Source organism: Streptomyces stelliscabiei (assembly GCF_014873495.1).
Classification (GTDB): domain Bacteria; phylum Actinomycetota; class Actinomycetes; order Streptomycetales; family Streptomycetaceae; genus Streptomyces; species Streptomyces bottropensis.
This window is the reverse complement of record NZ_JADBGF010000001.1, coordinates 712,354-731,806: the sequence shown is the minus strand read 5'-3', so window position 1 is coordinate 731,806 and position 19,453 is coordinate 712,354. Positions and strand designations below refer to the sequence as shown.

Genomic DNA, 19,453 nt, shown 5'->3' with positions numbered 1-19,453 from the left:
AGCGTCAATCACATTTCCCTGCGGCAACTCGCCTGCGGCGTACCCGTGGTGGAGTGCATGCCACCAGTACTACGGCCGACGGCGGCGCCGCCGAAAGCCGCTGCACCGTCGAGTCGGCGGCCCGCGGTGTGTGATCAGGCGCCGCGCAGGGCCGTCTCCAGGTGGCGTCCCCAGCGCAGGGCGGCGGCCACGCACTCCTGGGTCCTGGGTTCCAGGCGTCGTCGCGGTCCGACGACCTGTACGGCGGCGACGACCTCGTCGGTGAAGTCGCGTACGGGTACGGCGACCGAGTACAGGCCCGGTTCGGCCTCCTCGTCGACGACGGAGTATCCGCGCCGCCGGGTCAGCTCCAGCCGGCGCAGGAAGTCGTCGAGGTCGGCGGGTGTGCGGGGGCCGTGGCGGACGAACTCGGTGCGGGCGAAGACCGCGGCCACCTCGTCGTCGTCGGCGTCGCTCAGCAGGGCCTGGCCACAGTCGCTGCAGTACGCGGGGTAGGGGCGGCCGATCCACGAGCCGAGCTGTCGGCTGCCCGGAGGCACCCGTTCGGCGATGGTCACGGTGGTGTCGCCGACCAGGACTCCGAGATAACAGCTCTCGCCGGTCTCGGTGGCCATGCCCTCCAGGGCGGTGAGCCCGTCCGTGCGCAGCCGGTGCGCCGTGAGATCGCGTGCCGCCGCGTAGAGCCGCCAGTGCGGTGCGACGCCGCCCGAGACGTCGTCGCGGACCACGAACTCCTCCGCGGCCATGGCGGTGACCATGCGGGACACCTGGCTGCGGTCGCGGCCCATCCGCCGGGCCAGCTCCGAGACGGATGCGGCGGGGCCGTGCCGCCGGCCCTCGGTCGTGCTGTCGGCGAGTGCCGACAGGGCGTCCAGGCCCCTGGTCACGCTTGAGTCCACGTGCTCCTCCGCCATGCCGACGTGCGTGGTCGCCGGGGTACCGGCCCCGCGACGGTCGGTGCGCACTGTACCGCCGCCTGTACGACCCAACTGAAATTGTGCAGCATCTGCATCTTGTCGTGCATTTAATGCACGGCCTAACATCCACGCATCAGCCGCCGCCGAACGCCGAGGGACAGATGCGCATGGCCACGACGACGATCACACCGGGTGTCACCGGAGAGGAGCGGGAGGCCGTACCGGCCTCCGTCCGACGCCGGACGGTCCGGACGGTCAAGGTGTACTGGCCGGTCGAGACGTCGACCCTGACCGCGTGCGCGGAGGGCGACCTCGAAGCGTTGCGCGCCGACGCGTCCTTCGCCTCGCTGCTGCGGGTCCTGGAGGCCTCGCCCGAACTCGGGGACTTCGGCGTCTACGGAGATGTCTTCGAAGTGGCTTTCGGTGCCGAGGGCTTCACGGTCCGGCCCGGAGCCCGTCCGTCCCTCGGGTCGGTAGGCGGACGGTTCCTCTCCTCGACCCTCGCCGTCACCACCTACGTCGACGCCGAGGCGGACGACGACGACCTCGCGCGGGTGCTCGCCCGCCTCGCCGACGCCCACCCCTGGGAGATCCCGGTGATCGAACTCTCCGCCCCGCTGGACCTCGTCGCCCGGGCCTGACCTCCCCCTCAGCCCCGCAAGGCCCTTCACCCCCGGGCCGTCGCCCACACCGGGCGCCCGCTCCCACCCTGCGCGCACACCCCGACGCGCACCTCTCATCCGTCGAAAGCGGCCACACCCCACAGCCATGCCGTGCCGATCACCCCCACACCCCGCCCCGCCCCTCCCGCTCAGCTCCGCAGAGGAGACCGCCATGTCCGTCTCAGCCGTACCGGAGAACGCTCCGGCCACCGCCGACTCCGCTCCCCAGCCGCCCGGCGACGGCCTGCGCCGCACCATGCGTTCCCGGCATCTCGTCATGATCGCCATGGGTGGTGTCATCGGCTCCGGGCTGTTCCTCAGCTCCGGATTCACCGTCTCCCAGGCCGGCCCGCTCGGTGCCGTCCTCGCCTACCTGGTGGGCGCGTTCGTCGTCTGGCTGGTGATGGCCTGCCTCGGTGAACTCGCCGTCACCTACCCCGTCTCGGGCGCCTTCCACGTCTACGCCACCCGCTCGATCGGCCCCGCCACGGGCTTCGCCACCGCCTGGCTGTACTGGCTGACCTGGGCCGTCGCCCTCGGCTCCGAGTTCACCGCGTGCGGGCTGCTGATGCAGCGCTGGTTCCCCGGCGTCGACGTCTGGATCTGGTGCGTCGTCTTCGCCGCCGTCGTCTTCGGGGTGAACGCCTTCTCGGCCCGCGTCTTCGGCGAGACCGAGTACTGGTTCTCGCTGGTCAAGGTCGTCGCGGTGGTCGCCCTCATCGTGCTCGGCGGCGCGGCACTGGCCGGCTTCCACCCCCTCGCCGACAGTGGATCCCACCCCTTCCTGCTGGAGAACTTCAGCACCGCGGACGGCCTGTTCCCGCACGGCTTCTCGGGCGTCCTGGTCACCGTGCTCGCCGCGTTCTACGCCTTCTCCGGATCCGAGCTGATCGGCGTCGCCGCCGGCGAGACCGAGAACCCCGCCCAGGCCGTGCCCAAGGCCCTGCGGGTCACGGTCGTCCGGTTGCTGATCTTCTTCGTCGGCGCGATCACGGTGATCGCCGCGACCATCCCGTACGACGAAGTCGGCCTGGACGAGAGCCCGTTCGTCACCGTCTTCTCCTCCATCGGCATCCCCTATGCCGCCGACGTCATGAACTTCGTGATCATCACGGCGCTGCTGTCGGCCGGGAACAGCGGCCTGTACTCCTGCGCCCGCATGCTGTTCTCCCTCGCGCAGGAGAAGCAGGCGCCGCAGGCGCTGCGCCGGCTCAGCCGCCGCGGCATCCCGCTGACAGCGCTGTCGCTCAGCATGCTCGGCGGTCTGGCCTCCCTCGTGAGCAGCGTCGCCGCGCCCGAGACGGTCTACCTGGTGCTGGTGTCCATCGCCGGATTCGCCGCGGTCGGGGTCTGGATGTCCATCGTCGCCGCGCAGTTCTTCCACCGGCGGACCTTCGTCCGCGAGGGAGGCGACCCCGCCACCCTGGCCTACCGGACACCCTTCTACCCGGTGGTGCCCGTCCTCGCCTTCGTCCTGTGCCTCGCCTCGCTCATCGGTATCGCACTGGACCCGGCGCAGGCGACGGCCCTGTACTTCGGCGTTCCGTTCGTCGCCGGCTGCTACCTGTACCACTGGCTGCGGCACGGCCGTCGCCGTACCTCGGGGACGGCCGAGTGAAGCCGCCCACCTGCCTCCTGCTCGACCTCGACGGCACCCTGGTGGACTCCGCCCCCGGAGTGACCGCCAGCGCCGCAGAGGCCCTGCGGACCGTCGGGGCCCCGGTCCCCGACGCACCCACACTGCGTGGCTTCGTCGGCCCGCCGATGTACGACACCTTCCGGCATGTGGTCGGCCTCGACGAGCCCGCCGCACGGGCCGCCCTGGCCGCCTACCGCGCCGCGTACGCCCGCGGCGGCGCGTCCGCCGCCACGCTGTACGACGGCATACCCGAGCTGCTCGACACCCTGGTCGCGCGCGGGCTGCCCATGGGCATCGCGACCTCCAAGGTGCAGGACCAGGCGGAGCTGATGGCGCGCCGCTTCGGCCTCGACTCCCGGCTCCGGACCGTCTGCGGTGTGTCCGACGAGGCGGGCCGTACGACGAAGCGGCTGGTGATCCGGGAGTGCGTCGCCCGGCTGCGGGCCGGCGGCACCGACGTCCGCCGGCCGCTCATGGTCGGCGACCGCGCCTACGACATCGAGAGCGCCGCCGCCGAAGGGATCCCCGCCGTCCATGTGCGGTGGGGGTACGGCGGCCCGGCGGAGTCGGCGGGTGCCGTCGCCTGCGTCGCAGAACCGGCCGAACTGGCCCAACTGGTCGACCTGTTGCACCACACCGAGACAGCCGAGACAGAGGACGAGCACGCATGACACCGAACACGGCCACCACCGCCCTACCGCCGCTGTGGGCCCTGCACCGGGAACTGATGGGCGGGACGGTCCGCACCGACCTCACCCACGCCTTCCACCCCGGTCAGCCGCACTTCCCCGCCTTCCCGGACGAGAAGCGCGAGATGCCCTTCGACATGTCCCGCGGCGACGGCTTCAACGTGCACCTCTACACGATCGTCGGCCAGTGGGGCACTCACGTCGATCCGCCCGTGCACTTCGTCGACGGTGCCCGGACCCTGGACGAGATACCCGTCGACGAGATGATCCTCCCGCTCGTCGTCCTCGACATCAGCGACCGCGTCGCCACCGACCCCGACGCCGTACCGACCCTGGACGACGTCGCGGCCTGGGAGGCCCGCAACGGCCGTGTCCCACAGGGGTCGTTCGTCGCCCTGCGCACCGGCTGGGGCCGTCGCTGGCCCGACCCGGCCGCCATGGCCAACAAGGACGAGGGGGGCGTCAGCCACTACCCCGGCTGGTCCGCCGAGGTCCTGCGGTACCTCTTCGAGGAAGTCGGCGTCACCGCGATCGGGCACGAGCAGACCGACACCGACCCCGGACTGGCCACCTCCGCCGGTGACTTCAGCCTCGAGAGCTACGTCCTGGAACGGGACCGCTGGCAGATCGAGCTGATGGCCGGCCTCGACCGGGTACCCGAGGCGGGCGCACTGATCGTCGCCACCTGGCCCAAGCCGCAGGGCGGTTCGGGCTTCCCGGCCCGCGTCTTCGCCCTGCACCACGAGAGCTGACCCCAGTCGTACCGGCACACCCGGCTCCGGTGGCCCCAGGCCACCGGAGCCTTCGGCCAGTCAGGAGACGGACAGCGCCATGGACGCCATCGACGAGCAGATCATCACCGCACTCACCCACAACGCCAGGATCTCCCACGCCGAACTGGGCCAGCGCGTACGGCTGTCCCGCAACGCCGTACGCCAGCGCGTGGAGCGTCTGGAACGGCAGGGACACATCGGCGGCTACACGATCGTGCGTCCGTCCTGCGGGCCGGACCGGGCGACGGTGGCCGCGCACGTCATGGTCTACCGGGAGGACCGGATGCGCGGCGGAGACGTCCTCACCGCGCTCAAACGCATCCCCGAGGTGGTCTCCTGCGACGTCCTCAGCGGCCAGTTCGACCTGCTGGTCAGTGTGGAGGCGGGCACCCTGGAACGCGTACAGGGCATCTGGGAGCAGATCGCCCAGATGCCCGGTGTACGGGACACGGTGACAGCGCTGGCGCTGTCCCGGGTCGTCAGCCGGCCGCCGCGGCAGCCATGACGCGTAGTGCGGTCTCCCGCTCCGACAATCCGCGTTCGACGGCCACTTCGATCACATCGGTCCCGGTCAGCGACGCCTGCCGGGCCACCTCGGCCGCGGCCTCGTGCCCGATGTGCGCAGCGAGCGCCGTCGCCGCACCGACCGCGTGGGCGGCCCCGCGCGCGAGGTGCTCCTGGTCGGCGGTGATGCCCGCCACGCACAGGGTGCGCAGCGCGGAGCAGCCGCGCGTCAGCCAGGCGATGTGCTGCAGCAGCAGATGGCCGATCAGCGGCTCGAACGCGTTCAGCTGCAACTGCCCGTTGTCGGCGGCCATGGTGGTGGCGACGTCCGCGCCGACGGTCGCGAACGCGATCTGGTTGACCACCTCGGGGATGACCGGGTTCACCTTGCCCGGCATGACCGACGAACCGGCCTGACGCGGCGGCAGGGATGGACGGAGACCGGGACCCAGCTGACGCGGAAGTCCTCCAGGGCCCGCGCCGTGTGCGCACCCCAGTACGCCCGCGTGGGTACGGCCACGTCCCCCAGCGCGTCCGTCTCGATCCGGAACCCGGTGCCGGGCGCGCTCGGCCCGGCGTCGAACTCGCTCACACCGGCTCCCTGTTGAGGCAGACGACCTTCGGCTGGGTCATCTCCTCGTAGGCGAAGCGCACACCCTCACGGCCCATGCTGCCGTACTTGAAGCCGCCGAAGGGCATCGCGTCGAAGCGGTAGTCGGACGAGTCGTTCACCATCACGCCGGAGACCTCCAGCAGCCGGGCCGCGTCCATCGCCCGGTCCAGGGAGCCGGTGAACACGCCCGCGTGCAGGCTGAAGTCGATCTCGTTGGCCCGCTCCACGGCCTCGTCGAAGGAGTCGACGGCCTGGAGCACCACGACGGGCGCGAACGCCTCCTCCCGCCAGACCGAGGACGTGTCCGGCACGTCCTCCAGCACGGTCGGCGCGCACGTCCGGCGCGGACACCAGGGCGGCGCCCAGCTCGGCGCCGCCGTTGACCACGGTCACCACGTCCTCCGGCAGCCCGGCCTCCACCAGGGTGTCGACCAGCCGCAGCGCGGACAGCGGGGTGAGCAGCGACGGTTTGAGCACGACCGCGTTGCCGTCGGCGATGCCTGCCGGCGGTCTTCCGCCCCACGCGGGTCCGCCGCATGACCTCGTCCACGGCGTAGGCCGGGCTGAGACACACCGAGCCGATGGGCTCGCCGCTGTAGGGGTTGCGCACGGCCGCCATGCCCTCGCCCACCTCCTCGTGGGAGGCCGGGCGGGGACCGAGGACGGTGGTGTCAGACACGGTGGGCCTTCGCGAGGATCGCGTTGCCGGCTCCCGGCACCGCCCCCGCGGCGGTGTGCTCGTGGATGGCGATGACATCGGACAGCAGGGCGTACGCCGTCTCGATGCGCCCCGCTCCCGGGCCGCCGACGGTGACGGTGCCCAGCGGGTGGGTGTGGAAGGCGATGGCGTTGCCGGGACCGGCGATGCCGGCGAGGGGGTGCTCGGCGGGCAGCGCGACCGGCGCGACCCGTGCGTCGACCGTGCCGTCCGGGCGCCGGGTGGCGGAGCCGACCAGCTTCCAGCGCAGTCCCTCGGCCGCCGCCCGGCGGACGTCGTCGGCGGTGAGGGCGGACAGACCGGTGCAGGGCACGTCCACGCGGCGCAGGTCGGCGCCGAGCACCTCGTTCGCGAGGATCACGACCTTCAGCTGGACGTCGTGGCCCTCGATGTCGGCCGTCGGGTCGGCCTCGGCGTAGCCCAGGGCCTGGGCCTCGGCGACCGCCTCGGCGAAGGACAGCCCCGACTCCAGGCGGCCCAGTACGTAGTTGGAGGTGCCGTTCATGATCCCTTCGAAGCCGTGCACGGACAGCCCGCCGAACATGCGGCGGGCGGTGCGCAGCACGGGCGTGCCCGACATCACGGTGCCCTCGGACTCGAAGCACACGCCGTGGCGTCGTGCCAGGTCCTTCAGCGCCTGCCCGTGCAGGGCGACCGGACCCTTGTTGGTGGTGCACACGTGCTTGCCGGCCTCGACGGCCCACCGCACGTGCGACAGCGCGGGCTCCCCGTCCGTGGGGTCGGTGAAGGTGGCCTCGGCGATGATGTCGGCGGGCACCTCACGGATCACCCACTCGTTACGCGGCTCCGGGCTACCGCCCTCCCACCCCGAGAAGTCCAGCTCACCGGGCGCCACGGCGAGCAGCCCCGCCAGGTCGATCCCGCCGCCGTCCGTCCGTACGAGCGATCCGGCCCGAAGATCGGTGATGGCCACCACCCGCAGGGCGAAGCCGAGTTCGGCCTCCAGGACGTCTCCGCGTTCGGCGATCAGCTCGGCGAGCGCGCGGTTCACCCCGCCGAATCCGATGAGCGCCAGGTCGTACCGGGTCATCCGGACCTCCTCCTTGTCTCCACCGGCGCCACCCGTCCGGCGGCGCGATCACGTACAGCGTCACGCTCGGGCAGGTCGGTCAGGCCATGCCGAAACGGCCGATACGACTGCCGATGTGCTCCTGCCGCATGCCACTCGTCCTGCGTGCGCGGCAGCGCCCGCGACCGAGGGCCGGGGATCATCGGCCCGCTATAGTGCCGAGGTGACGACGAACGGCCCCTCATCCGGACAGACGGGCCCGGGAGCGGCCTCCTCACTGCGGATGGCCCTGCGGATGGTCAACACCGTGCTGGACCGCGAAGCCTCCGGCCGGACCGGCTTCAACGTCAGCAGGCTCGCCGACGAGGTCGGGGTCGAGCGCAGCAAGGCATCACGTACCACCCAGGACCTGTGCGACAAGGGTTTCCTCGAACGCCGCGACGACTCGACACTGCGCGTAGGCAACGCCTTCTTCACCGCCGCCGCCTCCCTGCACCCCGGCCTGCTCCGACGCAGCCGCCCGCTCCTGCGCCGTATCGCCGTCGAACACGGCGTGGGCGCACGCCTCTCCGTCCGTGACGGCGTCCAGGTCCGGCTGCTGCGTGCCGAGTCCGCCGCGGCCTTCGCCCAGGAGTGGCAGGGCCGGGCGGGCCTCGTCACCCCGTGCTGGTGCACCGGCGCGGGCCGCGCGCTCCTCCTCGACCACACCGCCGAGGAGATCTCCGCCCTGCTCGACGACTACGAGCTGATCGGCGTCGGCGGCCCCAACGCCGCCCACTCCGCCGCGGAACTCTCCGCCGCCAACGACCGCGACCGCCTGCGCGGCATCGTCGCGGCGCACGGCGAGTTCGAGCACGGCGTCACCGAGTACGCCGTACCCGTGCGCGATGCCGGCGGACACATCCGCGCCGCCGTGTCGGTCGTCGGCAGGCAGCAGGACCTGCTCTCCCGTGAGCGGACACTGCGCACGGCCCTCACGACGGCCGCCACCGCACTGGCCCCGTCCATCGACGACGACGCCACGAACCGGTAGGGCGCGGCGCACCCTCAGTCTTCCGCCCGAGCAATTGCGTATGGGTAAATTATCAAGTCAGATACTTGCATTTGATGTTAAGTGAGGAACTCCCTAACGTTCTCGGCATGAACCTCACCGTCCTCGCGGCCTCCGGCCAGACCGGAATCGCCCTCACTCGACAGGCACTTCGACGTGGTCACACCGTGACCGCCGTCGCGCGTGATCCCGAGCGGATCGCCCTGCCCGACTCCCCGAACCTGCGCAAGGTGGCGGGCGACGTGCACGACGCGGCGAGCATCGCCGCCGTCGTGGACGGGAGTTCCGTGGTCCTCTCCGCACTCGGGACGGACCGTGCCGGGACGCTGCTGGCCGGCGCCCGGGCCGTCGTCGCCGCCGGCCCACGGCGCGTCATCTGGCTCGGCGCCTACGGCACGGGCAAGTCGGCCGAAGTGGCGGGGGAGGGCGCGGACATGCTCGCCAAGGTGCTGGGCGACCGGCTCGCCGACAAGGTCGAAGCCGACAACACCGTCCTCGCGGCCGGTGGCACCGTCTTCCACGCCGGGATGCTCGCGGACGGGCCGGAAAGCCCTCGTCGGCGCACGATCGGCCTGGAAGCCGGGCCTCCCTTCGACCTCGGTGCGAAGGTCAGCCGGGAAACCGTCGCAGCGGCGATGCTCGACGAAGCGGAGATGTCTGCCTTCCCCGGCGCCGTCGCCCTGCCGTTGGCGCGGTAGGCAGTGCGGTTGGCGCGCGAGGCGGAGCGGTCAACGGGCGGTGATCTCCGCGAGCGATGCCCGGACCTGCTCGCGGAGCCAGGCGTGGGCGGGGTCGGAATCGAAGCGCTGGTGCCAGTTGCAGTTGATCGTCGCCGCCGGGGACTCGATGGGCAGGGGCCGTGTGAGGAGCCCGAACGCCTCGATGAGCGGGCGGCTGTGGATCGCCGTGCAGGTGACCAGCGCGTCACCGCGAGCGGCGATCTGCAGGGCCGTGGACACCGTCGCCACCGCCGCGACCACCCGGCGCCGCAGCCCTTCGGCGGCCAGCACGTCGTCGATCGGCGCGGTGAGACGGCCACGCCGGGAGATCACCACATGCGGCTGCGCCGCGTAGGAGGCCAGGTCGAGCCCGGCGGCACAAGGGTGGTCCGCACGCATCGCCACGACGAGAGGATCGTCGCCGAGCGACTCGGACCGGAACTCGGGCAGGCCGGGCCTCCCACCGCCGAGTTCCAGATCGACACGCCCGTGCCGCAGGTCGTCGGTGTCGACGGGGCTCTCCGCCAGCACCCGTAGCTGCACCCCGGAGGCCCGCTGCTGGATCCTCTCGACCAGGACCGGCAGCAGTGACGCGGCCACCGCGTCATGGCACTGGATCGTGAAGGTGCGCTCCATCTCGGCCGGGTTCAGCTCACGGACCGGCGAGAGCACCTCGTGCGCCTGCCTGACCAGCCGGTGCACGTCCTCCCGCACCGACACCGCGTACGGAGTGGGAGTCATCGAGTGGCCGGTACGCACCAGAATGTCGTCCCCCGTGACGGCGCGAAGCCGCCCGAGGGTCCGGCTGACCGCGGGCGAGGACAGGTGGAGCCGCTCGGCAGCGCCCATCACGCTGCCCTCTTCGAGCAGGGCATCCAGCACGGTCAGCAGATTCAAGTCCAGTTGCATACAGGTAAATCCTCACAAGACACAGATCCACTTCCATCAACTCCAGGAGCATGTCATGAGCCAGGAACTTCTCGCCGCCACCGTCGCCGCCGTCCGCCACGCCGGGGCCCGCATGATGACGCGCTACTCCACCGAGTCGCGTCAGCCCGGGCTCCCCGAACTGCTCGCGAGCCTCCAGGCCAATGACGCGGCCGTCGTCGAAACGCTGCGCCCCGCGTTGGCCGAGGCCCTGCCGGGCGCGGGCTGGCTCAACGACGAGCACGGCTCGGGACCGCTGGCCACGGGGGAGTGGTGGCTGATCGACCCGGTCGGCGGCAACGTCAACGCCGTGCACGGCATGCCCGACTGGAACATCGGCGTGAGCCTCGTGCGCGACGGCCGCCCGGTACTGGCCGTGGTCTACTTCCCGGTCCTCGACGAGATGTTCACCGCGACCGAGGGCGTCGGGGCGTTCCTCAACGGGATACGGCTGCGGGTGTCGGCCAAGACGTCGTTGGACGGCGCCCTGGCCGGAACCGGTCAGGCTCAGCCGGGTCACGACCCCGAGCTCGCGACCCGGATGGGCTCCGCCTTCGCCGCGATGACGAACGCCGCACTCCATGTACGGGTCTCCGTACCCGTGACCCACCAGCTCGCCCAGGTCGCCGCGGGCCGGATGGACGTGCACTGGCAGTTCGACAACGTCCGGTCCCACGCGGCAGGAGTGCTGCTGGTCCAGGAGGCCGGAGGCGTCGTCACCGACCTTGAGGGCAAGCCCTGGGAACTGGCCAGCGAGAGCTACCTCGCCGCCGCGCCGGGTGTGCACGCCGCCGCGCTGGACGTCCTCTCGGCCTGACGAAAGGCCGGATCCATCCACGAAGCCGACGGCGGTACGCCGTCGGGGGCGGATGAGCGGAACGTCGCGGCCGGGAGCGTCTTCCTGCAAGGGGAGTGTGCCGAGATGTTCGGCGGGACGACGCTCCCGGAGGCACGCGGCGGGGGCACGCGGAGGGACACCGCCCGACGCCGCTCACCGCTCGCGTCCGGGAGCATTCGGGCACCACCGAACGGTTCCGGGGCTGCACACACCGGAACGGCGGGTCGTCGCGGCGTCGCTGTGCAGAACACCGCGATCCAGGCCCCGTAGGCCGCCGCACACCTGCGCCTCGCCGTCCACCCACCGCCGCCCCACGCCCCCGCCCTTCTCGCCGAGACCGAACTCCATAGCGAAGGACGCTCATGAGCACCCTCACCACACCGCGAACCAGCCCGCCGACACGGGGGAACCGAGTCCGCTGGCGCATTCCGGCCCGGCCGCGCAAGAGCATCCTCGTCACGCATGTCGTGGCCGCGGGAGCCTGGATCGGCTTCGATGTCATCTCGGCCGTTCTGGTGGCCGTCGGCTGGGTACGCGAGGGCGACGACCGTACCGCCGTATACCGGGTACTCGCGGACTACTTCGTCGTTCCCCTACTGCTGTCTGCTCTCGTAGCGGGTTCGATCTGCCTCGGCACCGGTGTCCTGCTGGGAATGGCGACCAAGTGGGGACTCGTTCGCTACCGGTGGGTCGCGGTGAAGCTGGTTCTGAACGTGATCGCCTGCGTGATGCTGCTGGTGTTCCTCGGCCCGATCACCGAACTGGCCACGGGCGAACAACCGTTGCAGGACATCTGGTCCGTGGCGTTCCTCGCCGCCACCGCCATGGTGTCGCTGAGTTTCGCGATGGTGCTCTCGGTCTTCAAGCGGTGGGGCCGGGTCCGCAAACCTGCTTGATAACCTGTCGCGATGGATGAGGCTTTGGATGAGGGTCCGTTCTTTCACGGCACGAAGGCCGATCTGAGGGTGGGAGACCGCCTCACCGCCGGTTTCCGTTCGAACTACCGGCCAGAGATCGTCATGAACCACATCTACTTCACCGCGTTGCGTGACGGCGCGGGACTAGCCGCCGAACTCGCCGCCGGCGACGGGGCGCCGCGCGTGTATGTCGTCGAACCGACCGGGGAGTTCGAGAACGACCCCAACGTCACCGACAGGAAGTTCCCTGGCAATCCCACCCGCTCCTATCGCAGCAAGGAGCCACTGCGGATCGTCGGCGAGGTCACCGACTGGACGCGACAGACACCTGAGGCCCTCCGGATGTGGCAAGACCGGCTTGCCGCGATCCGCGTGGATGATCGCGCCGAAATCATCAACTAAGCGGCGGCCGTGCGGTTCGCGCCGGACGCGGGACGGCGAGCGGAATACCTGCCCGGGCATCCGGTCCACCCCGCCCCGGGCCCCGAGTTCGTCCAACACCGCCTTGCGGACGAGCAGCGAACGATGGCAGCAACGGCGCGGCCAAGTCCCGGAGTTCATCAAAACCGGAGGCTTCGACAGATCGGCATCCACGCCGGCACTATGCCGCACGAGCATCAAGTGACCTGAGACAACCTCTGTGCCTTGGTCGGTGCGGCCGACCTGGCGGCCTGCTCGATCTTCGCCCAGTGGGCCGCGCGGGCTTCCTCGTCGATCTGCCTCTCGAGTTCGGCGCGCAACCCGGTCCGGCCGTCGATGCCCTCGCGCAGGATGTCGGCGTGCCCGGCATGCCGGATGGACTCGCCGAGGACATGGACCATGATGGCGAACAGGTTGGTGTCGGCGTGCGGCTCCGACCACCACGGCACGTGGCCGGGGGCGTCGAGGGGAAGCTCGTTGATCGTCGTGTCCGAGTGGTCCCACGTGCGCCGGTAGAAACCGCTGATCTGCTCGCGGGTCTCGTCCTCGGCCGCCCACAGATCGCTGCCGTCGGAGTCCTGCCACCGGGGCAGCGGTTCCGCGAAAGGGCGGTCGAAGACCTCGCCGAAGTACCTGGCCTCGACCATGGCCACGTGTTTGACCAGGCCGAGGAGGTTGGTCCCGGTCGCTGTCAGAGGCCGGCGGGCGTCGTATTCGGACAGGCCGTCGAGTTTCCAGAGCAGCGCCTCGCGGTCCCGCAGCAGCCTCCCGTGCAGATTGCCTTTCGCGAATTCATCGATCATGCGGCATGAGCCTGCCATGGGCTGCTCGTGGTCTCAAGATCCCGTACGTGGTCCGCAAGGACAGGCAGAGCCGAGACTCGGCCGTGGTGGCCGCGGCCCTGACCTGCCGCAGGAAGCTTGCGACACGTGCCAGGTGGGACGACCTCTCAGGGTGTACCGGACCTCTGTGCACGGTGCGAATGGGGGAAGCGAGGGCGCTGACGAGGTGCGGCGCGGACGGCCGGGGGGGCCTGCCCTGGAAACCGCGCGGCTGGCTGTGCCGCGGTACCGGAGCCGTGCTGGGAGTCCGTTCACCGGGGTGAGCCTGCGCGCCTTCGGCAACCGGTGCACGCCGACCTGGGTGCTGACCCCGTGAAGGATGTCCGGTTGCGGCCAGCGCACCAGAACGGGCGCGACGCCGAGCGCGGCGGGTGGTATCAGGCCCGCCGCAGCCAGGAGTTCGACGGCGCCGATGGTCTTGAGGCACCCGGGCTGAAGTCATCGACCCGTCGACTGTCGGTGCCGCCCGTGGCAGCCGGCTTCGCCTTGGGCACGAACATTCTGGAGCTGCCGGTCAGGCAGACGGGCGGGGCCATCAGTTCGGCGACCCCCCAGAGCGCGCGGTTCATCATCGGCTCCCTGATCGAGGATTGCCCGCTTGCCCTCCTGGGACGAGACAGCCTTCCCGCCTGTGTCATCTCCGGACATCCGAGTTCGGGGAGACGTGGATCACATGCTTTCGTGTCACAGGGCGTCGGGCTGTCTCGTCCCAGGGGACACAGCTGTCTACGAGCACGGAGGAGTACGCAATGGACGCGCGACTGAACTACTTCGCCAGCCCGACCGCCGCCAAGGCCCTCAAGCACTTCATGTCGGCGGGCAAAGCGCTCAAGGAGTCGCCACTGCCGGCCGCGACACAGGAGCTCGTGGCCCTGCGCGTGAGCCAGATCAACGGCTGCGCCGTCTGCGTCGACATGCACACCAAGGAGGCCGCCGCGGCAGGCGAGACATCGGTGCGGCTGCATCTGGTCACGGCGTGGCGGGAGGCAACCGTCTTCACCGAGGCCGAGCGCGCCGCGCTGGAGCTGGCGGAGCAGGGGACCCGGGTCGCGGACGCCGCCGGCGGGGTCGGCGACGAGGTCTGGGCGCGTGCCGCGAAGCACTACGACGAGGAACAGCTCACCGCCCTGGTGGTCCTGGTCTCCTTCATGAACACGGCGAACCGGCTGAACATCATCGCCCAGCAGCCGGCCGGTGACTACGAGGTCGGGCAGTTCCACTGAACGGCCATCGATGACCCACCCAGGGCGCTGCCACAGGCCCCGGGTACGGGGGCGTGACCCAGCCCCGCCGAACAACCACAAGATCACCAGAACGTGCCCGCCCCGCGCGACACGGCCGGGTGGGCAGCGTTCGAAGACTCAAGGAGGATGCGGAGTGAACAAGGTCGGGGAGTTCGAGGAGCTGCGGCCCCTGCTGTTCTCGATCGCCTACCGGATTCTGGGCAGCGTGAGCGAGGCCGAGGACGCGGTGCAGGAGACATGGCTGCGCTTCGACGGCTCGGCGACCCTTCCCACGTCGGTCAAGGCGTTCCTGTCCGCCACGGTGACGCGGATCTCGATCGACGTGCTGCGCTCCGCGCGGGTGCGGCGGGAGGCGTACGTGGGCCCGTGGTTCCCCGAGCCGCTGCTGAGCGATCCGTACCAGGACCCGTCGCGCTCGGCCGAGCTGGCCGACTCGGTGTCGATGGCGGCGCTGCTGCTGCTGGAACGGCTCAGCCCTCTGGAGCGGTCGGTGTTCGTGCTGCGGGAGGTGTTCGGCTTCGGGTTCGACGACATCGCCTCGGCGGTGGGGCGTTCGGAGGCGGCGTGCCGGCAGCTGCTGGTACGGGCACGTCGGCACATGGAGGCCGGGCGGCCGCGGTTCGAAGCGGACCGTCAGCACCGGCAGGAGCTGGCGACACGGTTCTTCGACGCCCTCAGCGAAGGCGATGTCGCCGGCCTACGGGATCTGCTCGCCGCCGACGTGCAGTTGGTCGGGGACGGCGGCGGCAAGGCCCCGCAGCTGGCCAGGGCCGTCGTCGGCGCCGAGAACGTCGCACGCTTGCTGGCTTCCGTTTTCCCGCTGCTGGCCCGGATCGATGTGACGTTCACGGCGCACGAGGTCAACGGCCAGCCCGGCGCGATCTTCCGCGACCGGGACGGCAAGGTCCTCCACGCCCTCGCCCTCGACGTGCTCGACGGGCAGATCCAGACCATTCGTTCGGTGATCAACCCCGACAAGCTCGGCCACCTCGGACCGGTTGCCGACGCCTGGGCCATCGACGGCGAGGTGAAGCAGGCCCGCCGACAGATGCAGTGACCCCGGGAACGGAGCGGGTCGGCTCGTTCGCCCAACCGGCGATGCCCTCCTGCTGCCCGCGCTGGGCGACGACGAGCTACCCGACGATGCCGTTGACCGCTTGGTGGTCGCGCTACGTGCCCGAACCAGCGTGGAGGCTTCGGAACTCCTCGCCTCAGCACTTCTGGGGGTTTCGTCGAGCAGGACACGCCGGCGGCGCTTCGGGTCATGGAGTACACGACGGCCAGGGGGGCCAGTCCCACGTCAACATCAAGGGGGCGGGACGGGGTTGGGTGCACCTGGAAGTCGGGGACGCCCAGCTGTACAAGCCTTCTCGCATCGTCGTCCACGAGCTGGGGCACATCTTGTCGCTTCCCGATATGTACCCGGGCGCGCCCTGCCCCAAGGTGATGTCAGGTGCATGGGGAGGGGCGGATTGCCCCAACGACCAGCCGGACGCCGAGGAGATCGCCGCCGTCACCGACTTCTTCGCCAAGAACAACGTCGGTGACCGGGTTCCCTGGTGGGGGTCAGGGCTCGTTGCGAGGTAGGGGCGATGTCGCCGGGCCGCCGATCGTGGCCCGGCACTCCCTGGGCGCGAGGAAAGCCCCACGACCGCTGAGGGTCCAGTCTGCCCGTCTATACCTCCGTACCCGAGCTGGCCCGTCTGGCCAAGGTCCGCCTGTGCGTTGAGCCGAGCCATGACCGATGCTCCCGAAGCGACCCGACCCGTCAATCGCACTGACCGCTCACGCACGGCCTGACCGCTCACGGGCGGCAGGGGCAACTGCACCGGCCCGTCGAGTCCACCAGGCGCCGAACCCGCCGAACCCGCCGAACCCTCCGGGGCCGTTCGGGCTGTTCCATCTCAGACAGGCATCTCAGGCTCCGTTGTCCCTGCAGGTCGGAGGGGGTGGGATCGCCCCACCGTTGCAGATTGCGGGCAGCTGTTGCCCCGCGCTCCCCGGTCATCCGACGCTATTGCTGTCGCACCGGCCGAAGTGGCCGACCACACGGCATCGCTACGACGCACCACGACTCCCGACTCGTACCGGCGCAGGACGCGGACGCTCCCAAGGGCGCCCGATGGCGCGGCGGCCCATGGGTCGGCGCCGTCGCCCCCGCTACCGCCGGCCGAGGCGGAGCCGGGTGGTGCGGCGCGAACAGCCCTGTACGCGACCTCATACCGCATACCGACCAGAAGAGAGTCCACGCATATGAACATCAAGTCCCTCCCGGTCCACCGTGTTGCCGTGGCCGCAGGTCTCGTCCTGGCTCTCGGGTGTGGTGTGTCGGCACAGGCCTCCGCCACCGGGCCGCGGACGATCAACGGGAAGGCCCAGGACGCGGCGACGCACCGCTCCGGCGGCATCGTCGCCAAGGCCACCGTCGCCGCCTGCTCCGACAAGGTTCTCGGCGTCTCCGCCGTGAAGGAGCCCGCAGACAGCAAGGACGCCCGACACCTCCTCCTCACCGTCCAGAACGCCGGCGACAAGAAGTGCAACCTCTACCGCTACCCTCTCGTGCGCCTCGGTGCCGGTCGGACCACGGCCCCCGTCATCAAGGAGAGCGACCCGAACCCGGGGGTGCCCGTCACCCTCGCCCCGGGTGAGGAGGCGTACGCGGGTCTGCTCGTCAATGGCCCCATGGACGAGTACGAGGCGAAGAGCATCACCCTCGGCCTCCAGGGGCAGAAGCCCGGCAGCAGCGCGGGCAAGCCGATGGACGTCCCCATGCCCGTCCCCACCTTGTACGCCAACGACGGCCAGCGCGTCACCTACTGGACGACCGCTCCCGGCTTCGCGCTGGACTTCATCATGTCCAAGTGACGGACCTCGACAGGAACCGCTTCTCCAGCCGTTGACCAGAAAGCGAGTTGAGCGGGCGGGGGTGTAACGAGGCGGACCGCGGGCGTGCTTGACCGGCGCGCCCGCGGTCGCGCCTGCAGGCCTGTCCTCGGATGGGCTACGCGCAGGCTCCGGCGGCGGGCTCCCTGGTCCTCGCGGTGCGGGACTGGATGGCCAAGAAGGGGCACGTGACCTGCGACCGCAGGGTCAGGTCCACTCCCGCCCGCGTCAGAAGCGAGAACTTCGGCACCGCCTACGTCCGCGACCAGTCCACCACCTCCTGCCCCTGATGCCCCTCCACCGCGTAGCGGCTGCCCGGCCGGAGCCTTGTGGACTGTCAGGGCCGGGGGTCGATGCCCGCGCGCACGATCGGTAGCAGCGAAAGTTTCGAGGCGTCCCCTCGGCGTGGTACCTCGCTTTGCCGTGTTCGCGTCGTCTGGTGTAGGTAGCGGACTGTACGGACCGCCGCACCCGATGGCAGGCCGCTGGGAGGAGGTACCGATGGGGTTCCAAGAGCGGTGGCAGAGCAGGCAGGAAGAGCTTGCGGCTCGGGCAGAGGACCGGGGACCGCAGAGGTCGAACGGTGGAACGAGTACGTCGAACGATTTCAGGACCCCATTCTCGAACAGGCCCGTCTGGCGTTCGAGCGCGGTGACGGCTGGTTCGCGACCGAGATCGACCAGCGCAGTTCAGGCAGCCTGAATCCGTACGAAAATACCGGGCTGGACCTCGGGCGGTCGTCCATGGTCAGGAGCAGGGTTGATCGGCACGCTGCGAGTCCATCGCCACGCAGCGACCTGCTCTCACGGATCGAGGATGTGGGCTGGAAGCTGCATACCGCTCAGTACATCCACGTACAGCTGGGCGAGGAGTCACGCGACAAGTGGCTGTCATCGGGGCAACGCGTGGCGATCAAAGGGAAGATCGTCGGAATGTACCTGTTCGAGAGAGCCATGGCCTCTCGGGACACTCCCTGAACAACGGTGTGGAGAGGGCCGATCGACAGGCCTGATGGCAGACGGGTGGGCGGCCCTGACGTGGATGGGAAGCACTGCAGACGAGTGGGGTAGGTGTTCACTCGCCGGGCTTCCCTCGATCTTCACGACCTCCGGGCTGCCGCTGAAACCCGACGCCGCGATGCCGCAGAGCGGCTGACTCGCGCGCGTGTCGGTCACGCACCGCCCGGCTACGACGGCCACATCACCGCACCGTCACGCACGACCAGCGGTTCGGGCCGAGGATCTTCGTAGAAACGGGTCCACCCCAAGGTGACCTCGCCGTCCGGGTTTCCGTCTCGGCTGTCGGCCTTGGCCGCGAGCCAGCTGAGGAGCTGTCCGACGCGTTCGAAGTCGTCGGGGTGGATCTCCTGTCGGCTGGTCAGACTCCACGCGTCGGCCTCGGAGTGCTGCCTGCGTACCAGGGCCGAGGCCAGCGAGCCGTCCACCTTGGAGGCCTGGTCGTGTCGGCCCAGGAGCGGCCCGGGATGATTCTCGATCACGGGCCGTCCGTGTTCGTCCTCCACCACGACGGGAAAGTCGGTGACGATGCTCAGCACGTCCGGCTCGCTGTCCAGTCCGAGGTGCCAGCGAAGCTCGGCGAGTTCCCTCTCCGCTATGTCGTGGCGCAGATCGATCGTGACAGTGAGTTCGAAGACGTCCGCCATGGCCCCACACGTTACCGGTACATGCGGATGCCCTGACCAGCGGTGTCGGTCTGCACCGACGCGACCATGAGCCGTTCGCGGGCTGCGGGCGCACCGTCGTTCCCCTGAGCGAGTTCGGGCCAACGGCGTCAACGCCCGCTTCCCGGTGAACTCGCGCCGGAGGATCCGATCCACGCTGGTTCGTTCAGCCATCGAAAAATTCGGCAATGCTCACGAATCTTGCGAGAAGTATTGACGTTACTTCCCGGCCCCCTATGATCCGATTGATCGACACTTCGCCCCTTGTTCGAAATTGCGCACATGCCAGGACTGCTTCACTCGCAGAGGGGGGTCGTCCTGGTCGCGCTCACGAATTGGCCGAGCCGCAAGGAGTACGTCGCTCATGTCTGTGTCATGTCCTTGCT

The 19,453-nt window shown here is 70.2% G+C and carries 24 protein-coding genes and 1 pseudogene; 16 read left to right on the top strand and 9 right to left on the bottom strand.

Annotated elements, in window-relative coordinates:
- Positions 1-134 precede the first annotated feature (134 nt).
- Positions 135-899, bottom strand: coding sequence for an IclR family transcriptional regulator (locus H4687_RS03040; RefSeq protein ID WP_233443528.1), 765 nt, complete (start codon positions 897-899; stop codon positions 135-137).
- Positions 900-1,084: 185 nt separating this feature from the next.
- On the opposite strand from H4687_RS03040, the gene H4687_RS03035 reads away from it, so the two are divergent.
- The 5 genes from H4687_RS03035 (at position 1,085) to H4687_RS03015 (ending at position 5,185) form a co-directional block, all read left to right on the top strand.
- Entirely contained in the window at positions 1,085-1,558 is a 474-nt protein-coding gene (locus H4687_RS03035; RefSeq protein WP_046920116.1) for a hypothetical protein, read from the top strand.
- A 193-nt stretch (positions 1,559-1,751) separates the two neighbouring features.
- On the top strand, positions 1,752-3,197 hold the full coding sequence (locus H4687_RS03030) for an amino acid permease (protein ID WP_046914903.1): 1,446 nt from the start codon (positions 1,752-1,754) through the stop codon (positions 3,195-3,197).
- Complete coding sequence (locus H4687_RS03025; protein ID WP_046914878.1) at positions 3,194-3,889, top strand: HAD hydrolase-like protein; 696 nt, start codon at positions 3,194-3,196, stop codon at positions 3,887-3,889. The genes H4687_RS03030 and H4687_RS03025 overlap by 4 nt, the downstream gene beginning before the upstream one ends.
- Entirely contained in the window at positions 3,886-4,659 is a 774-nt protein-coding gene (locus H4687_RS03020) for a cyclase family protein (RefSeq protein WP_046914879.1), read from the top strand. Before H4687_RS03025 ends, H4687_RS03020 begins: the two co-directional genes overlap by 4 nt.
- 79 nt (positions 4,660-4,738) lie before the next feature.
- The gene (locus H4687_RS03015) at positions 4,739-5,185 is read left to right on the top strand and encodes an Lrp/AsnC family transcriptional regulator (RefSeq protein ID WP_046914880.1); all 447 of its coding nucleotides are present in this window, start codon (positions 4,739-4,741) and stop codon (positions 5,183-5,185) included.
- Here the strand turns inward: H4687_RS03015 and H4687_RS03010 are convergent.
- The 5 genes and pseudogenes from H4687_RS03010 to H4687_RS02995 form a co-directional block, all read right to left on the bottom strand.
- Positions 5,160-5,582 carry a hypothetical protein gene (locus tag H4687_RS03010; RefSeq protein WP_078907388.1) on the bottom strand — a complete coding sequence of 141 codons (423 nt, stop codon included), beginning with the start codon at positions 5,580-5,582 and terminating at the stop codon, positions 5,160-5,162. The genes H4687_RS03015 and H4687_RS03010 overlap by 26 nt on opposite strands.
- Positions 5,567-5,776: a hypothetical protein gene (locus tag H4687_RS03005; RefSeq protein ID WP_046914881.1), complete on the bottom strand. Its 210-nt coding sequence runs from the start codon at positions 5,774-5,776 to the stop codon at positions 5,567-5,569. Before H4687_RS03005 ends, H4687_RS03010 begins: the two co-directional genes overlap by 16 nt.
- Positions 5,773-6,108 carry an aldehyde dehydrogenase family protein gene (locus H4687_RS46135; RefSeq protein ID WP_233443530.1) on the bottom strand — a complete coding sequence of 112 codons (336 nt, stop codon included), beginning with the start codon at positions 6,106-6,108 and terminating at the stop codon, positions 5,773-5,775. The genes H4687_RS03005 and H4687_RS46135 overlap by 4 nt, the downstream gene beginning before the upstream one ends.
- An 84-nt stretch (positions 6,109-6,192) precedes the next feature.
- Positions 6,193-6,274 (bottom strand): annotated as a pseudogene (locus H4687_RS47385) (hypothetical protein); the annotation flags it as partial.
- Between the two features lie 194 nt (positions 6,275-6,468).
- Positions 6,469-7,566 carry a homoserine dehydrogenase gene (locus tag H4687_RS02995; RefSeq protein ID WP_046914883.1) on the bottom strand — a complete coding sequence of 366 codons (1,098 nt, stop codon included), beginning with the start codon at positions 7,564-7,566 and terminating at the stop codon, positions 6,469-6,471.
- A 202-nt stretch (positions 7,567-7,768) separates the two neighbouring features.
- Here H4687_RS02995 and H4687_RS02990 point away from each other — a divergent pair, with 202 nt between their 5' ends.
- Both H4687_RS02990 and H4687_RS02985 read left to right on the top strand, forming a co-directional pair.
- Positions 7,769-8,578 (top strand): IclR family transcriptional regulator domain-containing protein, encoded by an 810-nt coding sequence (locus tag H4687_RS02990; protein ID WP_050398865.1) that lies wholly within the window; start codon positions 7,769-7,771, stop codon positions 8,576-8,578.
- Between the two features lie 107 nt (positions 8,579-8,685).
- A complete protein-coding gene (locus H4687_RS02985; protein WP_046914885.1) occupies positions 8,686-9,294 on the top strand; it encodes an NAD(P)-dependent oxidoreductase in 609 nt (202 codons plus the stop codon).
- Between the two features lie 30 nt (positions 9,295-9,324).
- Here the strand turns inward: H4687_RS02985 and H4687_RS02980 are convergent, their stop codons facing one another.
- Positions 9,325-10,224: a LysR family transcriptional regulator gene (locus H4687_RS02980; RefSeq protein ID WP_046914886.1), complete on the bottom strand. Its 900-nt coding sequence runs from the start codon at positions 10,222-10,224 to the stop codon at positions 9,325-9,327.
- 55 nt (positions 10,225-10,279) lie between these two features.
- Here H4687_RS02980 and H4687_RS02975 point away from each other — a divergent pair, with 55 nt between their 5' ends.
- The 3 genes from H4687_RS02975 (at position 10,280) to arr (ending at position 12,399) form a co-directional block, all read left to right on the top strand.
- Positions 10,280-11,059, top strand: coding sequence for an inositol monophosphatase family protein (locus H4687_RS02975; RefSeq protein WP_046914887.1), 780 nt, complete (start codon positions 10,280-10,282; stop codon positions 11,057-11,059).
- 383 nt (positions 11,060-11,442) lie between these two features.
- A complete protein-coding gene (locus tag H4687_RS02970; protein WP_225966576.1) occupies positions 11,443-11,976 on the top strand; it encodes a hypothetical protein in 534 nt (177 codons plus the stop codon).
- A 12-nt stretch (positions 11,977-11,988) separates the two neighbouring features.
- On the top strand, positions 11,989-12,399 hold the full coding sequence (gene arr / locus H4687_RS02965) for an NAD(+)--rifampin ADP-ribosyltransferase (protein ID WP_046914888.1): 411 nt from the start codon (positions 11,989-11,991) through the stop codon (positions 12,397-12,399).
- Positions 12,400-12,614: 215 nt separating this feature from the next.
- Here arr and H4687_RS02960 read toward each other — a convergent pair whose 3' ends face one another.
- Complete coding sequence (locus tag H4687_RS02960; RefSeq protein WP_046914889.1) at positions 12,615-13,220, bottom strand: DinB family protein; 606 nt, start codon at positions 13,218-13,220, stop codon at positions 12,615-12,617.
- Positions 13,221-14,008: 788 nt separating this feature from the next.
- Here H4687_RS02960 and H4687_RS02955 point away from each other — a divergent pair.
- The 6 genes from H4687_RS02955 to H4687_RS02930 all read left to right on the top strand — a co-directional run bounded on the left by H4687_RS02955 (position 14,009) and on the right by H4687_RS02930 (position 18,363).
- Positions 14,009-14,482: a carboxymuconolactone decarboxylase family protein gene (locus H4687_RS02955; protein ID WP_046914891.1), complete on the top strand. Its 474-nt coding sequence runs from the start codon at positions 14,009-14,011 to the stop codon at positions 14,480-14,482.
- A 154-nt stretch (positions 14,483-14,636) separates the two neighbouring features.
- Positions 14,637-15,560 carry an RNA polymerase sigma-70 factor gene (locus H4687_RS02950; RefSeq protein ID WP_046914892.1) on the top strand — a complete coding sequence of 308 codons (924 nt, stop codon included), beginning with the start codon at positions 14,637-14,639 and terminating at the stop codon, positions 15,558-15,560.
- A 272-nt stretch (positions 15,561-15,832) separates the two neighbouring features.
- On the top strand, positions 15,833-16,090 hold the full coding sequence (locus H4687_RS47380) for a snapalysin family zinc-dependent metalloprotease (RefSeq protein ID WP_050398869.1): 258 nt from the start codon (positions 15,833-15,835) through the stop codon (positions 16,088-16,090).
- 702 nt (positions 16,091-16,792) lie between these two features.
- Positions 16,793-17,368: a DUF4232 domain-containing protein gene (locus tag H4687_RS02940; protein ID WP_233443531.1), complete on the top strand. Its 576-nt coding sequence runs from the start codon at positions 16,793-16,795 to the stop codon at positions 17,366-17,368.
- Positions 17,369-17,499: 131 nt separating this feature from the next.
- Complete coding sequence (locus tag H4687_RS02935; RefSeq protein WP_159026135.1) at positions 17,500-17,676, top strand: hypothetical protein; 177 nt, start codon at positions 17,500-17,502, stop codon at positions 17,674-17,676.
- Positions 17,677-17,904: 228 nt separating this feature from the next.
- Entirely contained in the window at positions 17,905-18,363 is a 459-nt protein-coding gene (locus H4687_RS02930; protein ID WP_046914894.1) for a hypothetical protein, read from the top strand.
- A 209-nt stretch (positions 18,364-18,572) separates the two neighbouring features.
- Here H4687_RS02930 and H4687_RS02925 read toward each other — a convergent pair whose 3' ends face one another.
- Complete coding sequence (locus H4687_RS02925) at positions 18,573-19,049, bottom strand: hypothetical protein (RefSeq protein ID WP_046914895.1); 477 nt, start codon at positions 19,047-19,049, stop codon at positions 18,573-18,575.
- Positions 19,050-19,453: the final 404 nt, after the last annotated feature.

Coding starts and splice junctions, on each gene's coding strand:
- H4687_RS03035 (WP_046920116.1), top strand. CDS start 1,085: ATGGCCACGACGACGATCACACCGGGTGTCACCGGAGAGGAGCGGGAG.
- H4687_RS03030 (WP_046914903.1), top strand. CDS start 1,752: ATGTCCGTCTCAGCCGTACCGGAGAACGCTCCGGCCACCGCCGACTCC.
- H4687_RS03020 (WP_046914879.1), top strand. CDS start 3,886: ATGACACCGAACACGGCCACCACCGCCCTACCGCCGCTGTGGGCCCTG.
- H4687_RS03015 (WP_046914880.1), top strand. CDS start 4,739: ATGGACGCCATCGACGAGCAGATCATCACCGCACTCACCCACAACGCC.
- H4687_RS03010 (WP_078907388.1), bottom strand. CDS start 5,582: ATGCCGGGCAAGGTGAACCCGGTCATCCCCGAGGTGGTCAACCAGATC.
- H4687_RS02995 (WP_046914883.1), bottom strand. CDS start 7,566: ATGACCCGGTACGACCTGGCGCTCATCGGATTCGGCGGGGTGAACCGC.
- H4687_RS02985 (WP_046914885.1), top strand. CDS start 8,686: ATGAACCTCACCGTCCTCGCGGCCTCCGGCCAGACCGGAATCGCCCTC.
- H4687_RS02980 (WP_046914886.1), bottom strand. CDS start 10,224: ATGCAACTGGACTTGAATCTGCTGACCGTGCTGGATGCCCTGCTCGAA.
- H4687_RS02975 (WP_046914887.1), top strand. CDS start 10,280: ATGAGCCAGGAACTTCTCGCCGCCACCGTCGCCGCCGTCCGCCACGCC.
- H4687_RS02970 (WP_225966576.1), top strand. CDS start 11,443: ATGAGCACCCTCACCACACCGCGAACCAGCCCGCCGACACGGGGGAAC.
- arr (WP_046914888.1), top strand. CDS start 11,989: ATGGATGAGGCTTTGGATGAGGGTCCGTTCTTTCACGGCACGAAGGCC.
- H4687_RS02960 (WP_046914889.1), bottom strand. CDS start 13,220: ATGATCGATGAATTCGCGAAAGGCAATCTGCACGGGAGGCTGCTGCGG.
- H4687_RS02955 (WP_046914891.1), top strand. CDS start 14,009: ATGGACGCGCGACTGAACTACTTCGCCAGCCCGACCGCCGCCAAGGCC.
- H4687_RS02935 (WP_159026135.1), top strand. CDS start 17,500: ATGGGCTACGCGCAGGCTCCGGCGGCGGGCTCCCTGGTCCTCGCGGTG.
- H4687_RS02925 (WP_046914895.1), bottom strand. CDS start 19,049: ATGGCGGACGTCTTCGAACTCACTGTCACGATCGATCTGCGCCACGAC.